At 72.9% G+C, this 22,384-nt stretch carries 14 protein-coding genes; 9 read left to right on the top strand and 5 right to left on the bottom strand.

Annotated elements, in window-relative coordinates:
- Positions 1-22 precede the first annotated feature (22 nt).
- Both treS and HT134_RS34650 read left to right on the top strand, forming a co-directional pair.
- Positions 23-1,723 carry a maltose alpha-D-glucosyltransferase gene (gene treS, locus HT134_RS34655; protein WP_175604699.1) on the top strand — a complete coding sequence of 567 codons (1,701 nt, stop codon included), beginning with the start codon at positions 23-25 and terminating at the stop codon, positions 1,721-1,723.
- 3 nt (positions 1,724-1,726) lie between these two features.
- Entirely contained in the window at positions 1,727-3,124 is a 1,398-nt protein-coding gene (locus HT134_RS34650) for a maltokinase N-terminal cap-like domain-containing protein (protein ID WP_175604698.1), read from the top strand.
- A 3-nt stretch (positions 3,125-3,127) separates the two neighbouring features.
- Here HT134_RS34650 and HT134_RS34645 read toward each other — a convergent pair whose 3' ends face one another.
- Complete coding sequence (locus tag HT134_RS34645; RefSeq protein WP_175604697.1) at positions 3,128-3,982, bottom strand: NAD(P)-dependent oxidoreductase; 855 nt, start codon at positions 3,980-3,982, stop codon at positions 3,128-3,130.
- A gap of 90 nt (positions 3,983-4,072) precedes the next feature.
- Between HT134_RS34645 and HT134_RS34640 the strand changes: the two genes are divergently transcribed.
- The 5 genes from HT134_RS34640 to HT134_RS47285 all read left to right on the top strand — a co-directional run bounded on the left by HT134_RS34640 (position 4,073) and on the right by HT134_RS47285 (position 13,847).
- A complete protein-coding gene (locus tag HT134_RS34640; protein ID WP_175604696.1) occupies positions 4,073-7,294 on the top strand; it encodes an AfsR/SARP family transcriptional regulator in 3,222 nt (1,073 codons plus the stop codon).
- Positions 7,295-7,433: 139 nt separating this feature from the next.
- A complete protein-coding gene (locus HT134_RS34635) occupies positions 7,434-8,102 on the top strand; it encodes a hypothetical protein (protein ID WP_175604695.1) in 669 nt (222 codons plus the stop codon).
- 1 nt (position 8,103) lies between these two features.
- Positions 8,104-9,339: a copper amine oxidase gene (locus HT134_RS34630; RefSeq protein WP_312888666.1), complete on the top strand. Its 1,236-nt coding sequence runs from the start codon at positions 8,104-8,106 to the stop codon at positions 9,337-9,339.
- A 117-nt stretch (positions 9,340-9,456) separates the two neighbouring features.
- Complete coding sequence (gene glgB / locus HT134_RS34625) at positions 9,457-11,781, top strand: 1,4-alpha-glucan branching protein GlgB (RefSeq protein WP_175604842.1); 2,325 nt, start codon at positions 9,457-9,459, stop codon at positions 11,779-11,781.
- Positions 11,782-11,906: 125 nt separating this feature from the next.
- Positions 11,907-13,847, top strand: a complete 1,941-nt coding sequence (locus HT134_RS47285; RefSeq protein ID WP_175604694.1) for a S8 family peptidase — start codon at positions 11,907-11,909, stop codon at positions 13,845-13,847.
- Positions 13,848-13,897: 50 nt separating this feature from the next.
- Here the strand turns inward: HT134_RS47285 and HT134_RS34615 are convergent, their stop codons facing one another.
- From HT134_RS34615 to HT134_RS34600, 4 genes are read right to left on the bottom strand one after another with little or no spacing between them, the layout of a single operon-like run.
- Positions 13,898-16,915: an alpha-mannosidase gene (locus HT134_RS34615; protein WP_175604693.1), complete on the bottom strand. Its 3,018-nt coding sequence runs from the start codon at positions 16,913-16,915 to the stop codon at positions 13,898-13,900.
- Between the two features lie 24 nt (positions 16,916-16,939).
- Complete coding sequence (locus HT134_RS34610) at positions 16,940-17,806, bottom strand: carbohydrate ABC transporter permease (protein ID WP_175604692.1); 867 nt, start codon at positions 17,804-17,806, stop codon at positions 16,940-16,942.
- Position 17,807: 1 nt separating this feature from the next.
- Positions 17,808-18,680: a carbohydrate ABC transporter permease gene (locus HT134_RS34605; protein ID WP_175604691.1), complete on the bottom strand. Its 873-nt coding sequence runs from the start codon at positions 18,678-18,680 to the stop codon at positions 17,808-17,810.
- Positions 18,680-19,957: an ABC transporter substrate-binding protein gene (locus HT134_RS34600; RefSeq protein WP_175604690.1), complete on the bottom strand. Its 1,278-nt coding sequence runs from the start codon at positions 19,955-19,957 to the stop codon at positions 18,680-18,682. Before HT134_RS34600 ends, HT134_RS34605 begins: the two co-directional genes overlap by 1 nt.
- Before the next feature lie 103 nt (positions 19,958-20,060).
- On the opposite strand from HT134_RS34600, the gene HT134_RS34595 reads away from it, so the two are divergent.
- A complete protein-coding gene (locus HT134_RS34595) occupies positions 20,061-21,092 on the top strand; it encodes a LacI family DNA-binding transcriptional regulator (RefSeq protein ID WP_175604689.1) in 1,032 nt (343 codons plus the stop codon).
- A 46-nt stretch (positions 21,093-21,138) separates the two neighbouring features.
- Positions 21,139-22,365, top strand: coding sequence for a glycoside hydrolase 5 family protein (locus HT134_RS34590; RefSeq protein WP_175604688.1), 1,227 nt, complete (start codon positions 21,139-21,141; stop codon positions 22,363-22,365).
- The last annotated feature ends 19 nt before the right edge of the window (positions 22,366-22,384 follow it).

Raw genomic sequence — 22,384 nt, 5'->3', positions numbered from 1 at the left:
TGAGCCCCGCGAAGGAGGGCTCATGAGCTCCACACCCATACCCAACCCCTTTGACGAGGAGAAGCCTCGCGACCCGTACTGGTACAAGCGCGCGGTCTTCTACGAGGTCCTGATCAGGGGTTTCTCCGATTCCAACGGAGACGGGACCGGCGACATCAAGGGCCTGATCGGCAAGCTGGACTACCTCCAGTGGCTCGGCGTCGACTGCCTGTGGCTGCTGCCGCTCTACGAGTCGCCGCTGCGTGACGGCGGCTACGACATCGCCGACTTCATGAAGATCCTCCCCGAGTTCGGAGACCTGGGGGACTTCGTGAAGCTGGTCGACGAGGCCCACAAGCGGGGCATGCGCGTCATCGCCGACCTCGTCATGAACCACACCAGCGACGCCCACCCGTGGTTCCAGGCGTCCCGGCACGACCCGGAGGGTCCGTTCGGCGACTTCTACGTCTGGTCCGACACCGACACCGCCTACGCCGACGCGCGGATCATCTTCATCGACACCGAGACGTCCAACTGGACCTACGACCCGGTGCGCGGCCAGTACTACTGGCACCGGTTCTTCCACCACCAGCCCGACCTCAACTACGAGAACCCGGCCGTGCAGGACGCCATGCTGGAGGTCCTGCGCTTCTGGCTCGACCTCGGCATCGACGGGTTCCGGCTGGACGCGGTGCCCTACCTGTTCGAGGAGGAGGGCACCAACTGCGAGAACCTGCCGAAGACCCACCAGTACCTCAAGCGCGTGCGCGCCGAGGTGGACCGGCTCTACCCCGACAGCGTCCTGCTGGCCGAGGCCAACCAGTGGCCCTCGGACGTGGTGGACTACTTCGGCGACCCGGTCGGCGGCGGCGACGAGTGCCACATGGCGTTCCACTTCCCGCTGATGCCGCGCATCTTCATGGCCGTGCGCCGGGAGTCGCGCTACCCCATCTCCGAGATCCTGGCCCAGACCCCCAAGATCCCCGAGAACTGCCAGTGGGGCATCTTCCTCCGCAACCACGACGAGCTGACGCTCGAGATGGTGACGGACGAGGAACGCGACTACATGTACGCCGAGTACGCCAAGGACCCGCGCATGCGCGCCAACGTCGGCATCCGCCGGCGCCTGGCGCCGCTGCTGGAGAACGACCGCAACCAGATCGAGCTGTTCACCGCGCTGCTCCTGTCGCTGCCCGGCTCACCGGTGCTCTACTACGGCGACGAGATCGGCATGGGCGACAACATCTGGCTGGGCGACCGCGACGGCGTGCGCACCCCCATGCAGTGGGACCCCGACCGCAACGCCGGGTTCTCCGACTGCGACCCCGGCCGGCTCTACCTGCCGGTGATCATGGACCCGATCTACGGCTACCAGGGCCTCAACGTCGAGGCGCAGCAGAAGAACGCCGGTTCGCTGCTGCACTGGACCCGGCGCATGATCGAGATCCGCAAGCGTCACCCGGTCTTCGGGCTCGGCGAGTTCATCGAGCTCAACTCCTCCAACCCGAGCGTCCTCGCGTTCGTCCGCGAGCTGGGCGACGACCGGATGCTGTGCGTCAACAACCTGTCCCGCTTCCCCCAGCCGGTGGAGCTGGACCTGCGGAGGTTCGTCGGGGTGTCCCCGGTGGAGACGATGGGCGGAGTCCCGTTCCCACCAATTGGCGAGCTTCCGTATCTTTTGACGCTTCCGGGGCATGGGTTCTATTGGTTCACCCTCCCGCCGGCAGCCACCCAGGAGGAATGAGACGTGCTTGAGGAGCTCCTTGCCGCATGGATCGGACGTCAACGATGGTTCGGCGGCAAGGGGCGCCCGATCGACCGAGTGTCGATCGACTCCGACGCCACGATCGAGGCCGGCGACCCCGGCCTGCGCCACCTCGTGGTGTCGGTGTGGCAGGACGGCACACGTGACCGCTACCAGGTGCTCCTCGGCCTGCGCTCCGACCTGCCCGACCGGCTCAAGCACGCGCTGATCGGCGTGCACGGCCCGTACTCCTTCACGGACGGGCCCTCCCTCGACGAGTGGTACGCCTACGACGCCGTCCACGACGTCGAGCTGACCCCGTGGCTGCTCGAATGCATGGGCCGCGACTGCGACTGGGGGACGGTGCGCTTCCGCCACCTCCCGGGCGTCGAGATCGACACCTCCCTGCGCAGCCTCGTGCTCGGCGCCGAGCAGTCCAACACCTCGCTCGTGTACGGCGACGCGTACATCTGCAAGCTGTTCCGGCGGCTCGTGCCCGGCGTCAACCCCGAGCTGGAGATCATCACGGCGCTGGCCGAGCGGCACGCCCCGCACATCGCCCAGCCGTACGGATGGGTCGAGACCGACCTCGACGGCACGCCGACCACGCTGGCGATCACGCAGGAGTTCCTGTCCAACTCCAACGACGGCTGGGACCTCGCGCTCGCCAGCGTCCGCGACCTGTACGCCATGCCGTTCGAGGACGGCTACGGCGAGCCCGCTGCCGTCAGCGCGGCGGACGCGGGCGGCGACTTCGCCGGCGAGTCGTTCCGGCTCGGCTGCGCCACCGCGCGCGTCCACCAGGAGCTGGCCGCGGCGTTCCCCACCGACGTGATCGAGGTCCCCGAGGTCAAGCGGATGGCCGAGGGCTTCAGGCGGCGGCTCGCCCGGGCCGTCGCGGAGGTGCCCGAGCTGCGCGAGCACGTCGGCGCCATCGAGGCCGCCTACCACCGGGTCGAGGAGCTGACCACCGAGGTGCCCGTGCAGCGGGTCCACGGCGACTACCACCTCGGCCAGGTGATGCGCACCAACACCGACTGGGTGGTGCTGGACTTCGAGGGCGAGCCGGGGCAGCCGCTGGCCGAGCGGCGGGCGCTGTCGTCGCCGCTGCGCGACGTGGCCGGCATGCTGCGCTCGTTCGACTACGCCGCCAGGCACCTGCTGGCCGACCGGCCCGACGCCGCGTCCCTGGAGCCGCGCGCCGAGGACTGGGCGGCGCGCAACCGCGCCGCGTTCCTCGACGGCTACGCCGACGGCGGCGGGGCCGTCTCGCCGGCCGACGCGGCCCTGCTCAAGGCGTTCGAGACGGCCAAGGCGGTGTACGAGGTGGTCTACGAGGCGCGCAACCGGCCCACCTGGGTCGGCATCCCGCTGGCCGCCTTCCGCCGCACCGGACTCTGAGGGTCAGCGCAGCTCCTCGATCAGGCCGGACAGGCCCTCGGCGCCGTGCCCGCGGGCCACCCGGCGCTCCAGGATCTCCTTCATCGGCAGCAGCAGGTCCGGCTTGACCCCCTGCTCCTCGAAGGCGGTCACCAGATTGGCCATGCCCACCCGGTTGACCTCCAGGTTGGAGACCTCCGTGGCGTAGTCGCCCTGCTCGATCTCCTCGGCCCAGCGCGGCTTGAGCGCGGCCATCGCGTGCATCCACGGCACGAGCAGCGTCTCGGTGAACTCGCGCACCGGCCGCCCCTCCGAGGCGACCAGCGCCGCCGCCTCCAGGAACCCGGCGATCTGGCCGTACATGCCGGTGAGCATGGCCAGGTCGTACAGCGGGGCCAGGCCCGGGTCCTCGCCCAGGTGGCGCGGCTCGGCCAGGAGCTTGAGCGTCGCCTCGTGGCGGTCGAAGGCGGCCCGCGAGCCGCTGTAGAGGATCAGCGCGCCGGGCTGCCCGATCATCTGCGGGACGGCCATGATGCCGCCGTCCAGGTAGTCACCGCCGCGCCCGGTCACCCACGCGCCGGTCTCGCGTGCCTCGGCCGGGCGGCCGTTGGTGAGGTTCAGCACCGTACGGCCCGCCAGGGCGGCGCCGTCCAGGACCGCGCGGGCGGCCTCGTAGTCGAGCACGCAGACGATCGCCAGCGGGGCGGCCGCGACGGCCTCGGCGGCGGTGGCCGCACGGGCGGCGCCCTTGGCGGCCAGGGCGTCGGCCTTGGCGGCCGAGCGGTTCCACACGGTGACCCGGTGACCGGCGGCCAGGAGGGTCTCGGCCAGGGCCGTGCCCATGAGGCCGAGCCCGAGCACCGCGATGTTCTCCGACATCTCGTCGTTCCTTAGGTTGTGGGGCGTGACGGGAATCCACGGTGCCCGGCCCGGGTTATGGTCGCGTTCGGCAAGCGTTATGGGGGGCTGATGCGGTTCGGGGTGCTGGGGCCCCTGGCGGTGTGGACGCCCGGCGGCGAGCCCGTCCAGGTGCCGGAGGCGAAGGTCCGGGGGCTCCTCGCCGACCTGCTGGCCCACCGCGGCACGTCCGTCTCCGCCGACCGGCTGATCCTCGACCTGTGGGGCGAGCGGCCGCCCGCCGGGGCGCCCGCGGCGCTGCGGGTCAAGGTGTCGCAGCTGCGCCGCGTCCTCGGCGACCGCGAGGTGATCGTCCACCAGGCGGGCGGGTACGCGCTGCGGACCGGCGCGGCGCGCGAGGTGGACGCCGACCGGTTCGAGGAGCTGCTGGGCCGCGCCCGCCGGGACGGCGAACCGCGGGGCCGGCGGACGCTGCTGGAGGAGGCGCTGAGCCTGTGGCGGGGCCTCGCCTACGCCGGGTACCGCGACGAGCCGTTCACCCGGGCCGAGACCGTCCGGCTGGACGAGCTGCGGCTGGTGGCCCTGGAGGAGCTGGCGGCGGCGCGGCTCGCGCTGGGCGAGCACGGTCCCGTGGCGGCCGACCTCGCGGGCGTCGTCGCCGAGCACCCGCTGCGCGAGCGGCTGCGGGCCCTCCACCTGCGCGCCCTGTACGGGGCGGGACGGCAGGGCGAGGCGCTGGCGAGCTACACCGACCTGCGCACGCGGCTGGCGGACGAGCTGGGCGTCGACCCGGGGCCCGAAGTGGTGGCCCTGCACCAGGCGATCCTGCGCCACGACCCGTCCCTGGGCATCGCGCCCGCCCCGCGGACCCGCTCGTCCCCCGGTTTGGAGGCCTCGGCCTCCCGCAGCGCCACCTCCCGCCCTGGATCTCCGCTCTCCGGCGGCACCCCCGACGGGACCTCCGCGGCGGCTTCGCCGCTCTCCCCCGCGCCGGGGCTGCCCGCGCCGCTGTCCTCGCTGGTGGGCAGGGCCGAGGCGGTGGACGAGGTGCGCGCCCTGCTGCGCGCGAACCGGCTGGTCACGCTCACCGGGCCGGGCGGCGTCGGCAAGACGCGGCTGGCGCTGGAGGTGGCGGCCGAGCCGGGGCAGCCGTTCCCGGGCGGCGTGTGGATGGTCGAGCTGGCCGCGTCCGCACCCGCCGAGGTGGCCGAGTCCGTGGCGGGCGCGCTGGGGCTGCGGGACGACGTCCCGGGGTCGCTGACGGATCGGCTGGCCGCGGCCCTGCGCTCCGGGGCCGGGGCCGGGGCCGGGGCCGGTGAGCGGCTGCTCGTGCTGGACAACTGCGAGCACGTGGTGGACGAGGTCGCCGCGCTCGCCGGCCTGCTGTTGCGGGCCGCCCCCGGACTGCGGATCCTCGCCACCAGCCGGGAGTCCCTGCGCGTGCCGGGCGAGGCCCTGTGGAGCGTCCCTCCCCTGAGCGTGGACGCGGCGGTCGAACTGCTGACGTCCCGGGCGGGCCTGTCCGCCGCGAGCGCGGACGGCGAGCGGAGCGCGCTCGTGGAGATCTGCGTGCGGCTCGACGGCATCCCGCTGGCCCTGGAGCTGGCCGCCACCCGGCTGCGCGCCCTCACGTCCCGGGGCCTGGCCGACCGCCTCGACGACCGGTTCCGCGTGCTGGCCCCCGGGCTGCGCGGCGCCCCGGCCCGCCAGCGGACCCTCCGCGCCGTGATCGACTGGAGCTGGGAGCTGCTCGGCGAGGAGGAGCGGCTGGTGCTGCGGCGGCTCGCGGTCCACGCCGGCGGCTGCACGCTGGAGGCGGCCGAGGCGGTCTGCGGGGAGCCGGGCCTGGACGTGCTCGGCCCGCTGTCCCGGCTGGTGGACCGGTCGCTCGTGGTGCGGTCGGCGGACGGCCGGTACCGGCTGCTGGAGTCGGTGGCGGCGTACTGCCTGGAACGGCTGGCCGAGGCGGGCGAGCTGGACGCCGTCCGGCTGCGGCACGTGCGCCACCACGCCGGCCTCGCCGAGCGCGCCGAGCCGTCCCTGTACGGGCACGACCAGCGCCGCGTCCTCACGCTGCTCGACGCCGAGAGCGCCAACGTGCGCGCGGCCATCGACCACGCCGTACGGCTCGGCGCGGCCGGCGAGGCGGTGCGGCTGGTGAACGCGCTCGCCTGGTACTGGGTGCTGCGCGGAAGGCTGGGCGAGGGCCGCCGCGCGCTGGAGGCCGCGCTGTCGGTCGCGACGCCGCTGACCCCCGGGGCCGCCCGGGCGCGGCTGTGGCTGCACGGGCTGGAGGGGCTGGCCGGGCGGCCCGTCCCGCTGGACACCGCCCTGTTCGAGGCGGTCGAGGACCCGGCGGAGCGGGCCCGGGCGCGCTGGTTCGCCGGTCTCGCGCTGTTCGGCTACGACGACCTGGAGCCTGGCATGGAGCTGGTCGAGTCGGCGCTGGCCGCCTTCGAGGCCCTGGACGACCGGTGGGGCACGGCCGCCGCCCTGAGCGTACGCGCCAGAGGGGCGGGCATGCGCGGCGACCTCGCGGCGCTGCGGCGCGACGGCGAGCGGGCGCTGGCGCTCTTCCAGGAGTGCGGCGACAGGTGGGGCGAGATGCGGGCCGACGAGAGCCTCGGCACCCTCGCCGAGATCACCGGCGACTACGGGCGGGCCGCGGCGCTGCGGCGCGACGGGCTGCGGATGGCCGAGGAGCTGGGTTTGTGGGGCGCCGCCTGCGACGCGCTGTCGCGGCTGGGCCGGATCGCCATGCTGACCGGCGACCACGCGCGGGCGGAGGACTACCACGAGCGGGCCAGGGCGCTGGCCGTGTCGCAGTCCAACCGGCCCGCGGAGCAGTTCGCCGAGATGGGCCTGGCGCTCGGGGCCCGCAGGCAGGGCCGGCTGGACGAGGCGGACCGGCTGCTGCGCAAGTGGATCGGCTGGGTGCGCGAGGTGTCCGGGGCGCCCGGGGAGGCGCTGATCCTGGCCGAGCTGGGCTTCGTCGCGGAGCTGCGCGGAGACGCGGCCGCCGCCCGGGAGCTCCATCTCGGGGCGCTCGCGATGGCGCGCCACGTCGGCGACCCGCGCGCCGTCGCGCTCGCCCTGGAGGGACTGGCGGGCGCCCGCGCGCTCGCCGGGGAGCATGCGCAGGCGGCCCGGCTGCTCGGCAAGGCCGCCGCGCTGCGCGAGTCGGCGGGGGCGCCGCTGCCGCCCGCCGAGCGCGGGGACGTGGACCGCGTCACGGCCTCGGCCCGCGCCGCCCTCGGCGACACCGCCTTCACCGCCGCTCTCGCGCTGGGCGCCGCCTCCCCTCTCGGCGGCCTCGTCCCCGAACACGGGTGAGCCGCACCGCCCGACGTCCTCCGCCCTCCGGCACCCGCCGGTCCGATCGGAGAGACGAATATCGTCGTTCCCCCGCGCGGCATGTCCGGGGCGACTACTCTTCGCAGGTGCTCGTAAACGAAGAGTAAAGGAGCCCGGCATGCGGGGCGTGATGATGCTCGCGGTCTCGGCGGGGGTGGTCGCGACGATCACCGCCGCCGTCCTGCTGCTGCCCGACGACGGCGCGCCGCCCTCCGCGCGGGCCGAGCTGCCCGCCGCGGCCTCCCCGGCGCCCGGCGACCCGCTCACCCCGGAGGAGATCCGGCGGGCGAGCGACATCGCCACCTCCGCGGGCCCGCGGGCGCACTTCGCCGCCGGCCGGGCCGAGCTGCTGTACGTCGAGCGCGACGACGGCAAGGGCGGCGAGGGCGAGCGGCGGGCCGACGCGTACGTCTACGACTACGGCAGCGACACGCTGACCGTCCGCACCGTGGACCTCGCCCAGGGCAAGGTGGTGCGCGAGGTCTCCGGCACGGGCACCCAGCCCCCTCCGTCCAAGCGCGAGGAGACCCGCGCGGCCGAGCTGATCCTCGCGCACCCGCGGCTCGGCGAGGGCATGCGGGCCGCCTACCGGCGCGCCGCCGGCAAGCCGCTGCGCTCCACGGCCGACCTGTGGCTGCGGGGGCTGATCTACACGGCCCGGCGCGGGGACTGCGCCGAGCACCGGTGCGTCAGGCTGTTCGTCCGGCTGCCCGACGGCACGTTCCTGGACACGAGCCGTGTCGTCGCCGACCTGTCCGCCAAGAAGGTTCACATCCTGGAGTGGTGAGGTGTTCCTCCGTATCGCCCTCGCGGCCTTCGTCATCGCCGCCGCCCACGCCACCCCGGCCCCCCGCGCCGCGCTCGCCGCGGCGTCCGGCGCCCGCCCCGCCGCACCGGCCGGGAAGGCCGTCGCCGCCGCACCGGCCCGGAGCGTGCTCGCCGCGCCGTCCGGGGCCGCGTGCGGCTCGCCGTACCTCGTGGACCAGGCGCTGCCGAACGGCGCGCGCTGGCGGATGTGCTGGGAGATGCGCACCATCGAGGGCCTGACGCTGAGCCACGTCGTCTACACCCCCAGGGGTGGCGCCCCGCAGAACGTGCTGCGCAGCGCGGCGCTCGCGCAGATCCACGTGCCGTACGACAGCGGCGAGCCGCGCTACCACGACCTCGGCTCGCTCGGCGAGTCGGCCATCGCGCTGACCGCGGCCGACTGCCCCGGCGGCGAGCGGCGCGGCACGTACGTGTGCGTCACCACCAGGGCGCGCGGCCACGCCCACCTCAAGGACGGCTTCGGCGACGAGCAGGCCCGCAAGTCGCGGCAGGGCGAGGAGCTGGTCGTGCTGTCGGGCTACCAGGTCGGCTGGTACGCCTACGTCGCGGAGTGGGTGTTCGGCGACGACGGCTCCATCACGCCGCGCCTCGGCGCCACGGGCTCGCTGGCCGGCACGGTGACCACGCCGGGCCACGGCTGGCCGATCGGCGTCGGGCGGCGGCACTTCGAGGAGTCGCACAGTCACAACGTCTTCTGGCGGCTCGACTTCGACGTCGACGCCGCCACCCGCGACGCCGTGGAGCAGTACGACTTCGCGGGCACCGGCACGAAGCGCCGCTCCATGGTCCGCACCCGCTTCGCCACCGAGACCAAGGCGGTCAACCGGCGCATGCGCTGGTGGCGGGTGCTCGACCCCAGGGCGCTCAACGCCGACCGGCACCCGGTCTCCTGGGAGATCGACAACTCCGACAGCGCCGAGTACCGCGGCCCGGCCGACGAGGCGTTCACCCGGGCCGACCTGTACGTCACGCAGTACCACGCGTGCGAGCGGCTGGCCACGCAGAACCCGCTGCCGCACTGTCGTAACTCGGTCGACCGCTACGTGAGCGGCGAGCGGCTGACCGACCCGGTGGTCTGGGTCAACGTGGACTTCCACCACGTGGCCCGCGACGAGGACGCCGACCCGATGCCGGTGCACTGGCAGGGCTTCCGTGTCCTGCCGCGCGACGTCACGGCGAAGAACCCCAGCCCCTGAGGCCCCCACCGTGCCCTGACATACACCAGGTATTCCCAACTTTCGGTGATTGTCTCCGTGAAAGCGGGCAGTGGCTGGGTTGGACGGTCGTCGTAGGGCAGGGTTGGGAGCATGCCGATGAGGACAGAGCTCGACCGCCTCGCGGGCGGTGCGCACCACGATCCCCATTCGATCCTGGGGGCGCACCCCGCCGAGGGCGGTGTGACGTTCCGTACCCTGCGCCCGCTGGCCGAGCGGGTGCGGGTGGTGCTGGAGGACGGGACGGCTCACGAGCTGAGACATCAGGCGCACGGGGTGTTCGAGGTGACGGTGCCGGGCCTGGACAAGGTGCCCGCGTACACGCTGAGCGTCCAGTACTCCGGCGGGGAGCCGCAGGAGGTGCGCGACCCGTACCGGCACTGGCCCACGCTCGGCGAGATCGACCTGCACCTGATCGGCGAGGGACGGCACGAGCGGCTGTGGGAGGCCCTCGGGGCGCGCGTCATGCGGCACCAGGACGTGGACGGCACCGCGTTCGCCGTCTGGGCGCCGAACGCGCGCGGCATCCGGGTCGTCGGCGACTTCAACCACTGGGACGGCACCGCCTACCCGATGCGCTCCCTGGGCCGCTCCGGGGTGTGGGAGCTGTTCGTGCCCGGCCTGGGGGCGGGCGAGCGGTACAAGTACCAGATCCTCGGCGCCGACGGCGTGTGGCGCGACAAGGCCGACCCGATGGCCCGCCGCACCGAGGTGCCGCCGCAGACCGCCTCGGTGGTCGACCACTCCTCCTACTCCTGGGGCGACGCCGAGTGGATGGCGCGGCGGCGTGAGCACCAGCCGCAGCGCGGCCCGATGAGCGTCTACGAGGTGCACCTCGGCTCGTGGCGGCCCGGCCTGTCGTACGTGGAGCTGGCCGACCAGCTCGTCGCGTACGTGCGGGAGATGGGCTTCACGCACGTGGAGATGATGCCGGTGGCCGAGCACCCGTTCGGCGGGTCGTGGGGCTACCAGGTGACCTCCTACTACGCGCCGACGGCGCGGTTCGGCAAGCCCGACGAGTTCCGCCACCTGGTGGACCGCCTGCACCAGGCCGGCATCGGCGTGCTGCTCGACTGGGTGCCCGCGCACTTCCCGATGGACGACTGGGCCCTGGCCCGCTTCGACGGCACCCCGCTGTACGAGCACGCCGACCCCCGGCGCGGCCAGCATCCCGACTGGGGCACGTACGTCTTCGACTTCGGCCGCAGGGAGGTGCGCAACTTCCTGGTGGCCAACGCCCTGTACTGGCTGAAGGAGTTCCACATCGACGGGCTGCGGGTGGACGCCGTGGCCTCGATGCTGTACCTCGACTACTCGCGCCGCGAGGGCGAGTGGACGCCGAACATCTACGGCGGGCGCGAGAACCTCGACGCCGTCGAGTTCCTCAAGGAGATGAACGCCGTCGCCTACCGGGACGAGCCGGGCATCTCCACCGTGGCCGAGGAGTCGACGGCCTGGCCGGGCGTCTCGCGGCCGGTGCACCTGGGCGGCCTGGGGTTCGGCTTCAAGTGGAACATGGGCTGGATGCACGACACGCTGGCCTACCTCCGGCACGAGCCGATCTTCCGGCAGTACCACCACCACCAGATGACGTTCTCGCTGATCTACGCCTACTCCGAGAACTACGTGCTGCCGCTGTCGCACGACGAGGTCGTCCACGGCAAGGGCTCGCTCCTGGGCAAGATGCCGGGCGACGAGTGGCAGCGCTTCGCCCAGCTCAGGGCCCTGCTGGCGTACATGTGGGCGCATCCGGGCAAGCAGCTGCTGTTCATGGGCGGCGAGTTCGGCCAGGGCTCGGAGTGGTCGGAGGAGCGCGGGCTCGACTGGTGGGTGCTGGAGTTCGACGGGCACAAGGGCGTGCAGCGGCTGGTCCGCGACCTGAACGCGCTCTACCGTGACACGCCCGCGCTGTGGGAGCTCGACACGGACCCGGCGGGGTTCCGGTGGATCGACGCCGACGACGCCCCGGGCAACACGTTCTCGTTCGTCCGCTTCGCGGAGGACGGGTCCGCGGTGGCGTGCGTGGCCAACTTCAGCGGCTCGCCGCACGAGGACTACCGGCTCGGCCTGCCGTACGGCGGGCAGTGGACCGAGGTGCTCAACACGGACGCCTACGACTACTGGGGCAGCGGGGTCGGCAACCTGGGCACGGTGGAGGCGACCGAGGAGTCGTGGCACGGGCTGCCGTACTCCGCCCGGCTGCGGGTGCCGCCGCTCGGCGCGTTGTGGCTGCGCAGGGAGGCGCCGGAGGCCGAGGAGCCGTCACTGACCGGTGAGACGGCCACGACCGCCGGGGAGGGCGCGGTCCCGTCGGTGGCCGGGGAGAGCACCGCGGCCCCGGCGGTGGCCGGAGAGAGCACCGCGGCCCCGGCGGTGGCCGGGGAGGCGGAGCCGCTGCTCGCCGAGGAGCCGCCCGCGTCCTGAGGCGTCGACAGGGGGCCGGACGTCGCTGAGAGGTCGCCCAGAGTTCGCTGAGAAACCCCGCGCGTCTCTGGGCTTGCCGGATAAATGACCTTAAACTCCGAGATCATCCCCCTCTCGGAGGACGCGTGCGACTTCGCCCCCTGGTCACCTGGGTGACCACGTTCGCCCTGCTCACAGCGGCCCCCGTCATCCCGGCCCACGCCGACGACCCCGCCCCCTCCGCCGAGACGTCCGCGCGGCCCACTCCTCCCGAGGAGAAGCTGCCCGAGGAGAAGCTGGAGGACGGCCTCGCGCTCGACCGGGGTCCGGTGCGGGCGATCGTCGAGCTGACCGACGCGTCCCAGCGCGAGCCGATCGCCGCCAAGGCGGCCGAGGAGAGCGTGGACGTGGTCCTGCGCTCGCGGACGCAGCCCTTCATGGTCGTGGAGGGCACGGCCGAGGAGCTGGCCGCGCTGGCGGCGGACCCGCGCGTGAGCTCGGTCCACCGCGATCGCGCCTATCCCCCGGCCGAGGTGTCCAACCTCCAGCTCATCGGCGCCGACCAGGCGCACGCGCAGGGCTTCAAGGGCGGCGGGCAGGCGGTGGCCGTCCTGGACACCGGCATCGACCTGGACCATCCGTCGTTCGGCGGCCGGGTCGTGGAGGAGGCGTGCTTCTCCGCCGTGGAGGACGGCGTCACGTCGCTCTGCCCGAACGGCGAGACCAGCATGGTCGGGCCCGGCGCGGCGAACGCCGTCACCGACAGGTGCCTGGCCGGCGGCGTGAACCTGTGCGAGCACGGCACCCACGTGGCCGGCATCGCCGCGGGCGCCGAAGGGGTGGCGCCCGAGGCGAAGATCGTGGCCATCCAGGTGTTCAGCCGGGTGGACGACGAGAGCGTGTGCGGCGAGCCGTCCTGCCTGCTGGCCTACGAGTCGTCGCTGGGGCTGGCCATGGAGCACGTGGCCGAGCTGTCCACGCCCGTCGCCGCGGTCAACCTGAGCCTCGGCGGCAGGCTCTTCGACACCTCCTGCGACACCAGCGAGGAGGGCCAGGTCTTCAAGCCGCTGGTGGACGCGCTGCTGGCCAAGAACATCGCGACCGTGGTGGCGGCCGGCAACGAGTACTACGACGGCGTCTCCTTCCCGGCGTGCGTCTCCTCGGCCGTGGCCGTCGGCGCCAACGACGGGGCCGACGCCATCGCCGACTTCTCCAACCGGGGCGAGCTGGTCGACCTGTTCGCGCCGGGGGTGGACATCGAGTCGTCGGTGCCGGACGACCAGAAGGCCGTGCACAGCGGCACGTCCATGGCCACGCCGCACGTGACGGGCGCGCTGGCGCTGCTCAAGGCCAGGTCGCCGGACACCCCGATGACCGAGCTGATCGCCAAGCTCACCTCGACCGGCAGGCCGTACGCGTATCGCGCGAACGACAAGGACGTGGTCACGCCGCGCCTCGACGTGCTGGCGGCGCTGGGCGGCGCGAGCCCGCAGCCCACGGTCAGCCAGACCCCGGCCCCCGCCCCGACGGGCGACGACCCCGCGCCGGACCCCGGCCCCGAGCCGGACCCCACGGACGGCAGCGGCCCGGCGCCCGAGCCCGACCCGACGGACGACGACACCCCCGTTCCCACGCCGACGCCGTCGTCCACCCCGGTCCCCCTGCCCACGGTCACGGTCACGGTGACGATCACCCCCACCCCGACCGCCACCTCCACCCCGGCCCCGGTCTGCACGCGCGGCAAGGCGGCCAAGCGGCTGACGGCCAAGCAGTGGGCCGTGGAGATCCACCGTTCCAGCGGCACGATCCCCGACGCGACGCTCACCTGCTACCTGAAGCTGGTGCAGAAGGGCAGCAAGGTGTTCCCCGAGATCACCAAGGCGTCGTCGCTCGGCACCGCGTACCGGGTGCTGAAGGCGTCGAAGACGGCGCGGCAGCGGCTGGACGCCGCGCTGCTGGCCGGCTGGCTGACCTGGGCCCACGGGACGAACGGCACGGCCAGGCTGGCGAGCGCGGAGAAGGTGCGGTTGAGCGCCAAGGCCAAGGCCGCCTCCCTGAAGAAGGCGGCCAAGACCCTGGCCAAGTAGCGCAGCCGGTCAGCCGTTGAGCCGGTCAGCCGGGTCAGCGGGTCAGCCGGTCAGCGGCGCAGCCGCAGCGTCACCAGCTCGAACGGCCGCAGGCTCAGCGCGACCGTGCCGTCCTCGCGCCACCTGACAGGCGCCTCGGCCAGAGGCCGTTCGAGCAGGTCGGTCGCCGTGACGCCGCTGACCGGGAAGCCGGCGGTCAGGGTGGCCGCGGCCCGGCCGCCGTGCGCCTCGTGGAAGCGGACGACCACGTCGCCGCTCTCGTCGTCGGCCAGCTTGACGGCCGTCACGACGACGGCGTCGTTGTCCAGCGTGACCAGCGGGGCGACCTCCGCGTCGCCGGGCAGGTGGCGCGCGGGCAGGTTGACGACGTACCCCTCGCGGACGGCGTCGCCGATCGTCGCCCCCGGCACGAGCGCGTGCCGGAACCGGTGCAGCCCCTGGTCGGTCTCCGGGTCGGGGAAGCGCGGCGCACGCAGCAGCGAGGCGCGGACCGTGGTGGTGGTGCCCCCGTCGAGGTCGCGGACCGTCCGCGTCACGTCGTGGCCGTAGGTGGAGTCGTTGACCAGGGCGATGCCCCAGCCCGGCTCCTCCAGGTGCACGAAGCGGTGGTTGCACGCCTCGAACTTGGCGGCCTCCCAGCTCGTGTTGGTGTGCGTGGCGCGGTAGGTGTGGCCGTACTGGGTCTCGGAGGCGTACCGCTCGGCGCGGACGTCCAGCGGGAAGGCCAGCTTCAGGAACTTCTCCGTCTCGTGCCAGTCGACCTCGGTGTCGATGTCGAGCCGCTTGGCGCCCGGCCGCAGCCCGAGCACCTGGGTCACCTTCGAGCGGCCGAAGGAGCGGGTCACCCTGACCGTGCCGGGCTCCTCCCCCGGCGCCACCTCGTCGGCCGCCACCAGGTCGGTGCCGGTGTTGCGGTAGAACGCGTCCACGTCCCAGGCGTCCCACATGTTGGGGAAGTCGGGGTGGAGCTGGAGCAGGTTGGCGGCCTGGCCGGGGGCGACGGCCTCGCGTCCGGCCGCGAGGTCGCGGACGGACACCACCAGGCCGCGGCCGTCCACCTCGACCCGCAGCAGGCCGTTGTCCAGGACGTGGCCGCCGCCCTCGCGCGGGCCCACGGTCGTGCCGCCGGCCGTGGCGGGGGCCTGCGCGCCGCCCGCGGGGACGCCGTCCCGGGTGTGCGGCGCCGAGTTGAACACCAGTGTTCCGCCGCCCGCGTCGCCGGCCAGAGCCCGCTGGGCGGCGTCGATGATCGCGTTCAGCTCCTCGGCGACGGCCGCGTACGTCCGCTCGGCCTCCCGGTGGACCCAGGCGATGGACGAGCCCGGCAGGATGTCGTGGAACTGGTGCAGCAGCACGGTCTTCCACAGCCGGTCGAGCCGCTCGTACGGGTAGGGGTGACCGGCCCGCACGGCGGCGGTCGCCGACCACAGCTCCGCCTCGCGCAGCAGGTGCTCGCTGCGCCGGTTGCCCTGCTTGGTCCTGGCCTGGCTGGTGAGCGTGGCCCGGTGCAGCTCCAGGTACAGCTCGCCCACCCAGACGGCCGGGCGCGGGTGCTCGGCCTCGGCCTTGGCGAAGAACTCGGCGGGCGTCTCCCAGGTGACGACGGCCGAGCCTTCCAGGTCGCGCATCCTGGCCGCCTTGGCGACCATCTCGCGGGTGGCGCCGCCACCGCCGTCGCCCCAGCCGGTTGGGGCGAGCGAGTGCCGCGCGAGGTCCTTGTCCTTGAAGTTGCGCGCCGCGTGGGCGATCTCGCTGCCCTTCATGGAGCAGTTGTAGGTGTCGACCGGCGGGAAGTGGGTGAAGATCCGGGTGCCGTCGATGCCCTCCCACAGGAACGTGTGGTGCGGGAACGTGTTGGTCTGGCTCCACGAGATCTTCTGGGTGAGCAGCCAGCGGGAGCCCGCCGCCTTGATGATCTGCGGCAGGCCGGCGGCGAAGCCGAACGTGTCGGGCAGCCACACCTCGTCGTTCTCGATGCCGAACTCGTCGAGGAAGAACCTCTTGCCGTGGACGAACTGCCGGGCCATCGCCTCCGAGCCGGGCATGTTGGTGTCGGACTCCACCCACATGCCGCCCGCCGGGACGAACCGTCCGGACGCCACCGCCTTGACGACCTTGGCCCACACCTCGGGCCGGTGCTCCTTCACCCAGGCCCACTGCTGGGCCTGCGACATCGCGAAGACGAACGACGGCTCGCTCTCCAGCAGCGCTGTCATGTTGGAGGTCGTGCGGGCCACCTTGCGCACCGTCTCGCGCAGCGGCCACAGCCAGGCCGAGTCGATGTGCGCGTGGCCGACGGCGCTGACGCGGTGCGCCGACGGCGCGGCGGGCGTGGCCAGCACCCCGGCCAGGCACTCCCGGGCGGCGGCCGCGGTGCCGTTGACGTCCTGCAGGTCCACCGCGTCGAGCGCGCGCTCGATCGCCCGCATGATCTCCCAGCGGCGGGCCCCCTCGACGGGCAGCTCCACCATCAGCTCGCCCAGCACCTCCAGGTCCATGACGAGCTGCCACACGGTCTCGTCGAAGACGGCCAGGTCCATCCGGGCCAGCGTGTACTGCGGGTCGGTGCCGGCGGTCTCCTTGTCGCCGAGCGGCGTCGGCAGGAACGGGTGGTAGTCGAGGATGACCGGGTTGGAGGCGGCCTCGATGTGCAGCCGCACCTCCTCGCCGCCCTCGACGGGCGCGCCGATCCGGACCCAGTCGTTGAGCGGGTGCAGGCCCTTCACCGGCGTGCCGTCGGGGCGGTAGACCAGGCCCTCGCACTGGAAGCCGGGCATGTTCCGGTCGAAGCCGAGGTCGAGGATCGCCTCCACGGTACGGCCCGCCCACTCCGGCGGCACCGTGCCCGTGACGGTGAACCAGCTCGTCCCCCACGGCGCGCCCCAGCGGTCGCCGACCGCGATCGGCTCGGGCGTGGCCGACAGGCCCTCCGCGACGGGCACCGGCTCGCCGGGGGCGTGCCAGACGGCCACGTCGAGGGGCACGGACTCCGGGTGGACGGCCGGCCGGATGCGCTCGTCGAGGACCCGCTTCAACCGGCCTTCGACAAGCTTGCGGTCGTCATGCATCTGAACTCCTGATTGCCTGGATGGCTAACCTTTGATCGCGCCTTCCTCGACGCCTCGGAAGAAGTACCGCTGGAGCGCCGCGAACACGACCACGATAGGCACGAAGGAGATCATCGTGCCCGCCGCGATCAGCCGCGGGTTGGAGGTGAACGTGCCGTTCAGGTACTGCAGCCCGACCGTCAGCGTGTAGTGGTCGGGGTCGGTCAGCACGATGAGCGGCCACAGGAAGTCGTCCCACGCGCCGATGAACGCGAAGATCGTGATCACGCTCAGCATGCCGCGGACGTTGGGCAGGCCGATGTGGCGCAGCCGCTGCCACGCGGTCGCCCCGTCGATGAGGGCGGCCTCGTCCATCTCCTGCGGGATGGCCGCGAACGCGGTGCGCATGAGCAGGACGTTGAGCATGGCGATCGCCCCGGGCAGCGCCACGCCGAGCAGCGTGTCGGCCAGGCCGAGGCTGCGGACGGTGACGTACTGCGACACGATCGTCACCTCGCCCGGCAGCACGAGCGTGGCCAGGAAGAGGCCGAGCAGCAGCTTCGCGCCGCGGAAGCGCAGCCGGGCGAGCGCGTACCCGGCCATGGTGGCGCCGATGACGTTGCCGGTGATGACGATCGCGGCCACCACGAGCGAGTTGGCGGCATAGGACCAGACGGGGATCGCGTCGGCCACCTGGGCGTAGTTGTCCAGCGTGGGGTGCTCGGGAAGGAAGCTCGGCGTCCGGGAGTAGACGTCCTCGTCCAGGCTCTTCAGCGACGTGGACAGCTGCCACAGGAACGGCGACACGGTCAGCGCCAGCACCAGCAGGAGCAGCGCGTACCGCAGCGCCTTCTCGGCGGGGCCCGCGGAGGTGAGGCCGCCGGGACGGACGCGCTTGGCGTGTGCCGCCATGTCAGGCCGCCTTCCTGTCGAGCCGCAGCAGCAGGAGCATGGGGCCGACCGTGATGACGAACAGCACGATGCTGAGCGCGGAGGCGTAGCCGAGGTGGCCGGAGAAGCCGCGGGTGTAGAGCTGGATCAGCATCACGACCGACATGTCGCGCCCGCCGGGCCCGCCGGTGCCGTTGGACAGCACGTACAGCTCGGAGAAGACGCGCAGCGCCGAGACCGACACCAGCACCGAGACCAGCAGCATCGTGTTGCGCACGCCGGGCACGGTGACGCTCCAGAACCTGCGCACCGCGCCGGCGCCGTCCACCGCGGCGGCCTCGTGCAGCTCGCGGCGCACGTTGCCGAGCGCCGACAGGTAGATGATCATGTAGTAGCCGAGCCCCTTCCAGACCGTCAGGCTGATCGCGCTGAACAGCAGCAGCCAGCGGTCGGTGAGGAACGGCACCGGCTCGGCCACGACGCCCAGCCACTGGGCGAAGCCGTTGACCAGGCCCCGGTCGTCCAGCACCCAGCCCCAGATCAGCGCGACCACCACGGCCGAGGCGACCACCGGCGTGTAGAAGGCGGTGCGGAAGAACGTGATGCCGGGCAGCCGCTTCTCCACCAGGATCGCGAGGAGCAGCGGCAGCATGGTCAGCAGCGGCAGGCAGACCAGCATGTAGACGACGCTGTTGACCAGCGCGTCGGTGAGCTGGGAGTCGTCCAGCGCCCGGGCGAAGTTGGCCAGGCCGGTGAAGTGGCCGCCGCCCAGCGGCTTGGCGTTGGTGAAGGCCAGCACCACCGTGTTGAGCGACGGCCAGAGGTTGAACACCAGCAGCCACCCGACCGCCGGCGCCACCAGCAGCCAGGGCGTGAACCAGCGGCGGTGGGTCATCAGCCCTGCAGCAGCTCGTCGCACTTGGCCACGGCCGTGTCCAGCGCCTCCTTCGAGGAGACCTCACCGCTGATCGCGAGCGCGAACTGCTGCTTGACGATCTTCTTCATCGCCTCGGTGAGCACGACCGGCTCCAGCATCTTCGCCTTGGCGAGCGAGGCGAAGGCCATCACCTTGGCGTCGCCGGCGTTGGTGCCGTCGCTCTTGCTGAAGAACGGGTCGTTCGCCGACGCCTTGGTGCTGGGGAAGATGGCCACCAGGTGGGCGAAGGCCGCCTGGTTCTCCGCGCTGGTCACCCAGCGGGCCAGGGCGAGGGCCGCGGGCGCGTTCTTCGACTTCGCCGACACCGACAGGCCCTGGACGTACAGCGGCGGGGTGCCGAAGGCCGGCGACGGCACCACCTTGGGCGCCAGCGACGGGTTGTCCACGGCCAGGCTGGTGATGTAGTTGCCGCCGCCGGTCGTCCACGCCACGGTGCCCTCGTTGAAGAGCTTGGCGTTGCCGGCGTAGGTGTCGGTGAGCACGTCGCGCGGCAGCAGGCCCTGCTTGAACGCGTCACGGTACTTGTCGAGCAGCGCGGCGGCCTCGGGGGTGTTGAAGGTGAAGTGCTTGCCGTCGTCGGACACCAGCTTCACCCCCGCCTGCACGAAGTCGCCCAGCTCGGGCTTGCGGCTCATCAGGTAGACCTTGCCGCCGGACTTGTCCTTGAGCGTGCGGGCCTGGGCGACCAGCTCGTCGAAGCTCGCCGGCGGCTTCTTGGCGTCGAGGCCGTTCTCGGCCATCAGCTCGGAGTTCCAGTAGTTGACGTCGGTGTTGAGGTACCACGGGTAGCCGTAGACGCCCTGGACGCCGGGGTAGGTGTAGGCCGACAGGCCGCCGGGGACGTACTCGTCCTTGACCGCGGGGTCGGCCTGGGCGACGTCGAGCAGCAGGCCCTGCTTGACGAGGGGCAGGGCGTACTCGGGCGGCAGGTTGGTCACGTCGGGCAGGGAGTTGCCGGCGGCCTGGCTGAGCACCTTGTCGGAGTAGCCGTCCCCGGGCTGGTCCAGCCACTCGACCTCGACGCCGGGGTACTTCTTCTCGAAGGAGTCGATGACCTTCTGCATGTAGTCGGTGAACTTCGGCTTCAGTGCCCACGTCTGCAGGCTGACCTTGCCCTTCACCTCGCCCGTCGCCGTCGCGCCAGGCGCCGCGGCCGGCTGCCCCGTGTCACCCAGCCCGCAGCCGGCGGCCGCCAGCACGGCGGCCAGACCCAGACCTGACCAGTACCTACGCATGAAGCTCTCCTCGGAGAAGGCGCTAAACCGCTATAGTTGCCGGACTATTCACTGGCTAGACTCTGCTGTCAATAGGTGACATCGACTTGTGAAGGAGTCGCTGGTGGCTCGACCGACGATCGCCGACATCGCCGAGCGGGTCGGCGTCTCCAAGGGCGCGGTCTCGTTCGCGCTCAACGGGCGTCCCGGCGTGGCCGAGGCGACGCGGGCCCGCATCCTGCAGGTCGCCAAGGAGATGAACTGGCGCCCGCACAGCGCCGCGCGGGCCCTCGGCGGGGCCAGGGCGGAGGCGGTCGGGCTGGTGATCGCCAGGCCCGCCAGCACGCTCGGCGTGGAGCCGTTCTTCGCCCAGCTCCTGTCGGGGCTGCAGGCAGGGCTGTCGCGGCAGGCGGTCGCGATGCACCTCATGATCGTCGAGGACGTCGAGGCGGAGACGGAGGTCTACCGCGACTGGGCGTCCGCGCACCGCGTCGACGGCTTCATCGTCGTGGACCTCAAGGTCCGCGACCCGCGCATCGAGGTGCTGGAGGAGCTCGGCGTGCCGACCGTGGTGCTGGGCGGCCCCGGCAGGCACGGCTCGCTGTCCAGCGTGTGGGCCGACGACCGGGAGGCCATGCTGTCGGTCGCCGACTACCTCGCGGCGCTCGGCCACCGGCGCCTGGCCCACGTCGCCGGCCTGCCCGAGTTCCGCCACACCCAGCGCCGCATGCGGGCGCTGCGCGACTCCAGCCGCCGGCTCGGCCTGGCCGAGACGGTGTCGCTGACCACCGACTTCAGCGACGCCGAGGGCGCCGCCGCGACCCGGGCGCTGCTGTCGCGCGCCCGGCGGCCCACCGCGATCGTCTACGACAGCGACGTGATGGCCCTGGCCGGGCTGGGCGTCGCGGGCGAGATGGGGGTGCGGGTGCCGGACGAGCTGTCCATCGTGGCCTTCGACGACTCGGTGCTGACCCGGATCGCCCACCCCGCCATCACCGCGCTCTCGCGCGACACCTTCGCCTACGGCCGCCGGCTGGCCGAGGTCATGCTGGCGGTGATCGAGGAGCCGGGGCGCCGGCGGGACGTGAAGACGGCCACGCCGCGGCTGGTCGTCCGGGAGAGCACGGCGCCGCCCGGGGCTTGGCAAGCGGACTAAACCGGTTTAGGGTTCGCGGGAGTTCGACTCATCTCCCGGAGGACGCGTGCCCCTGTCCCACCCCATCCGTTTCGGCGCCAACTACGTGCCCTCGGCCGGTTGGTTCCACGGCTGGCTCGACCTCTCCCCCGACTCGGTCCGCCGCGACTTCGACGACCTCGCCGGACTCGGGCTGGACCACGTCCGGGTCTTCCCGATCTGGCCGTGGATCCAGCCCAACCGCGCCCTGATCAGGCGGCGGGGCGTCGACGACCTGCTCCAGGTGATCGACATCGCCGCCGAGTCCGGCCTGTCCGTGGCCGTGGACCTGCTCCAGGGGCACCTGTCCAGCTTCGACTTCCTGCCGTCCTGGGTGCTCACCTGGCACCGGCGCAGCGTCTTCACCGATCCCGAGGTCCGCGAGGGCATCGCCGCGTACGCGGACGCCGTCGCCCGCGCGGTCGCCGGGCGCCCCAACGTCTTCGCCGTGACCCTCGGCAACGAGGTGAACAACCTCTACCCGGCCAACCCGACGACGCCCGAGGCGTCCGCCCGCTGGGCCGCCGAGCTGATCGACGTGGTGCGCGCCGCCGCCCCGGACCTGCTGTGCCTGCACTCCCTGTACGACGCCACCTGGTACGACCCCGGCCACCCGTTCCACCCCGCCGACAACGTGGACCTGGGCGACCTGACCACGGTGCACTCGTGGGTGTTCAACGGCGTCTCCGCCCTCGACGGCCCGCTCGGCCCGGCCACCGTCACGCACGCCGACTACCTCGTCGAGCTGGCCGCGGCCACCTCGCCGGACCCGGCCCGCCCGGTCTGGCTGCAGGAGGTCGGCGCGCCCCGCCCGGACGTCCCGGAGGCCGACGCGGCGCGGTTCGTGCGCGCCACGCTCGACGCGGTCACCGCCAACCCGGCCCTGTGGGGCGTCACCTGGTGGTGCTCGCACGACGTGGACCGCGCCCTGACCGACTTCCCCGAGCGCGAGTACGACCTCGGCCTGTTCACCGTCGACCACCGGGCCAAGCCCGCGGCCCTGGAGCTGGCCTCCGTGATCCGGGAGCACCACGAGCGGCGCGTCCCGGCGGCCGGCCGGCCCGCGCTGCTGTGCGACGTGGACCTCAGGGCGGAGCCGGAGCGCCGGGCCGAGGTCGCGCCGGGCAGCGCCTTCCACACCGAGTGGGTCAGGCTGCGCCAGGCCGGCCCGCTGGCCATCGTCACGAAGGGCCGCGCGGACGACACCGCCCACCTGGCCGCCCGCGGGATCGAGGCCGTCCTGACCTCTGCATGACCCGGCAACGACAGGAGGA

It is taken from the genome of Nonomuraea rhodomycinica (genome assembly GCF_013363995.1).
GTDB lineage: Bacteria > Actinomycetota > Actinomycetes > Streptosporangiales > Streptosporangiaceae > Nonomuraea > Nonomuraea rhodomycinica.
This window is presented reverse-complemented; position numbering and strand designations above follow the sequence as displayed.

Bases quoted from the DNA above. Each gene is read 5' to 3' on its own strand.
- glgB (WP_175604842.1), top strand. From the start codon at position 9,457: ATGAGGACAGAGCTCGACCGCCTCGCGGGCGGTGCGCACCACGATCCC.
- HT134_RS34610 (WP_175604692.1), bottom strand. From the start codon at position 17,806: ATGGCGGCACACGCCAAGCGCGTCCGTCCCGGCGGCCTCACCTCCGCG.
- treS (WP_175604699.1), top strand. From the start codon at position 23: ATGAGCTCCACACCCATACCCAACCCCTTTGACGAGGAGAAGCCTCGC.
- HT134_RS34615 (WP_175604693.1), bottom strand. From the start codon at position 16,915: ATGCATGACGACCGCAAGCTTGTCGAAGGCCGGTTGAAGCGGGTCCTC.
- HT134_RS34600 (WP_175604690.1), bottom strand. From the start codon at position 19,957: ATGCGTAGGTACTGGTCAGGTCTGGGTCTGGCCGCCGTGCTGGCGGCC.
- HT134_RS34635 (WP_175604695.1), top strand. From the start codon at position 7,434: ATGCGGGGCGTGATGATGCTCGCGGTCTCGGCGGGGGTGGTCGCGACG.
- HT134_RS34645 (WP_175604697.1), bottom strand. From the start codon at position 3,982: ATGTCGGAGAACATCGCGGTGCTCGGGCTCGGCCTCATGGGCACGGCC.
- HT134_RS34605 (WP_175604691.1), bottom strand. From the start codon at position 18,680: ATGACCCACCGCCGCTGGTTCACGCCCTGGCTGCTGGTGGCGCCGGCG.
- HT134_RS34640 (WP_175604696.1), top strand. From the start codon at position 4,073: ATGCGGTTCGGGGTGCTGGGGCCCCTGGCGGTGTGGACGCCCGGCGGC.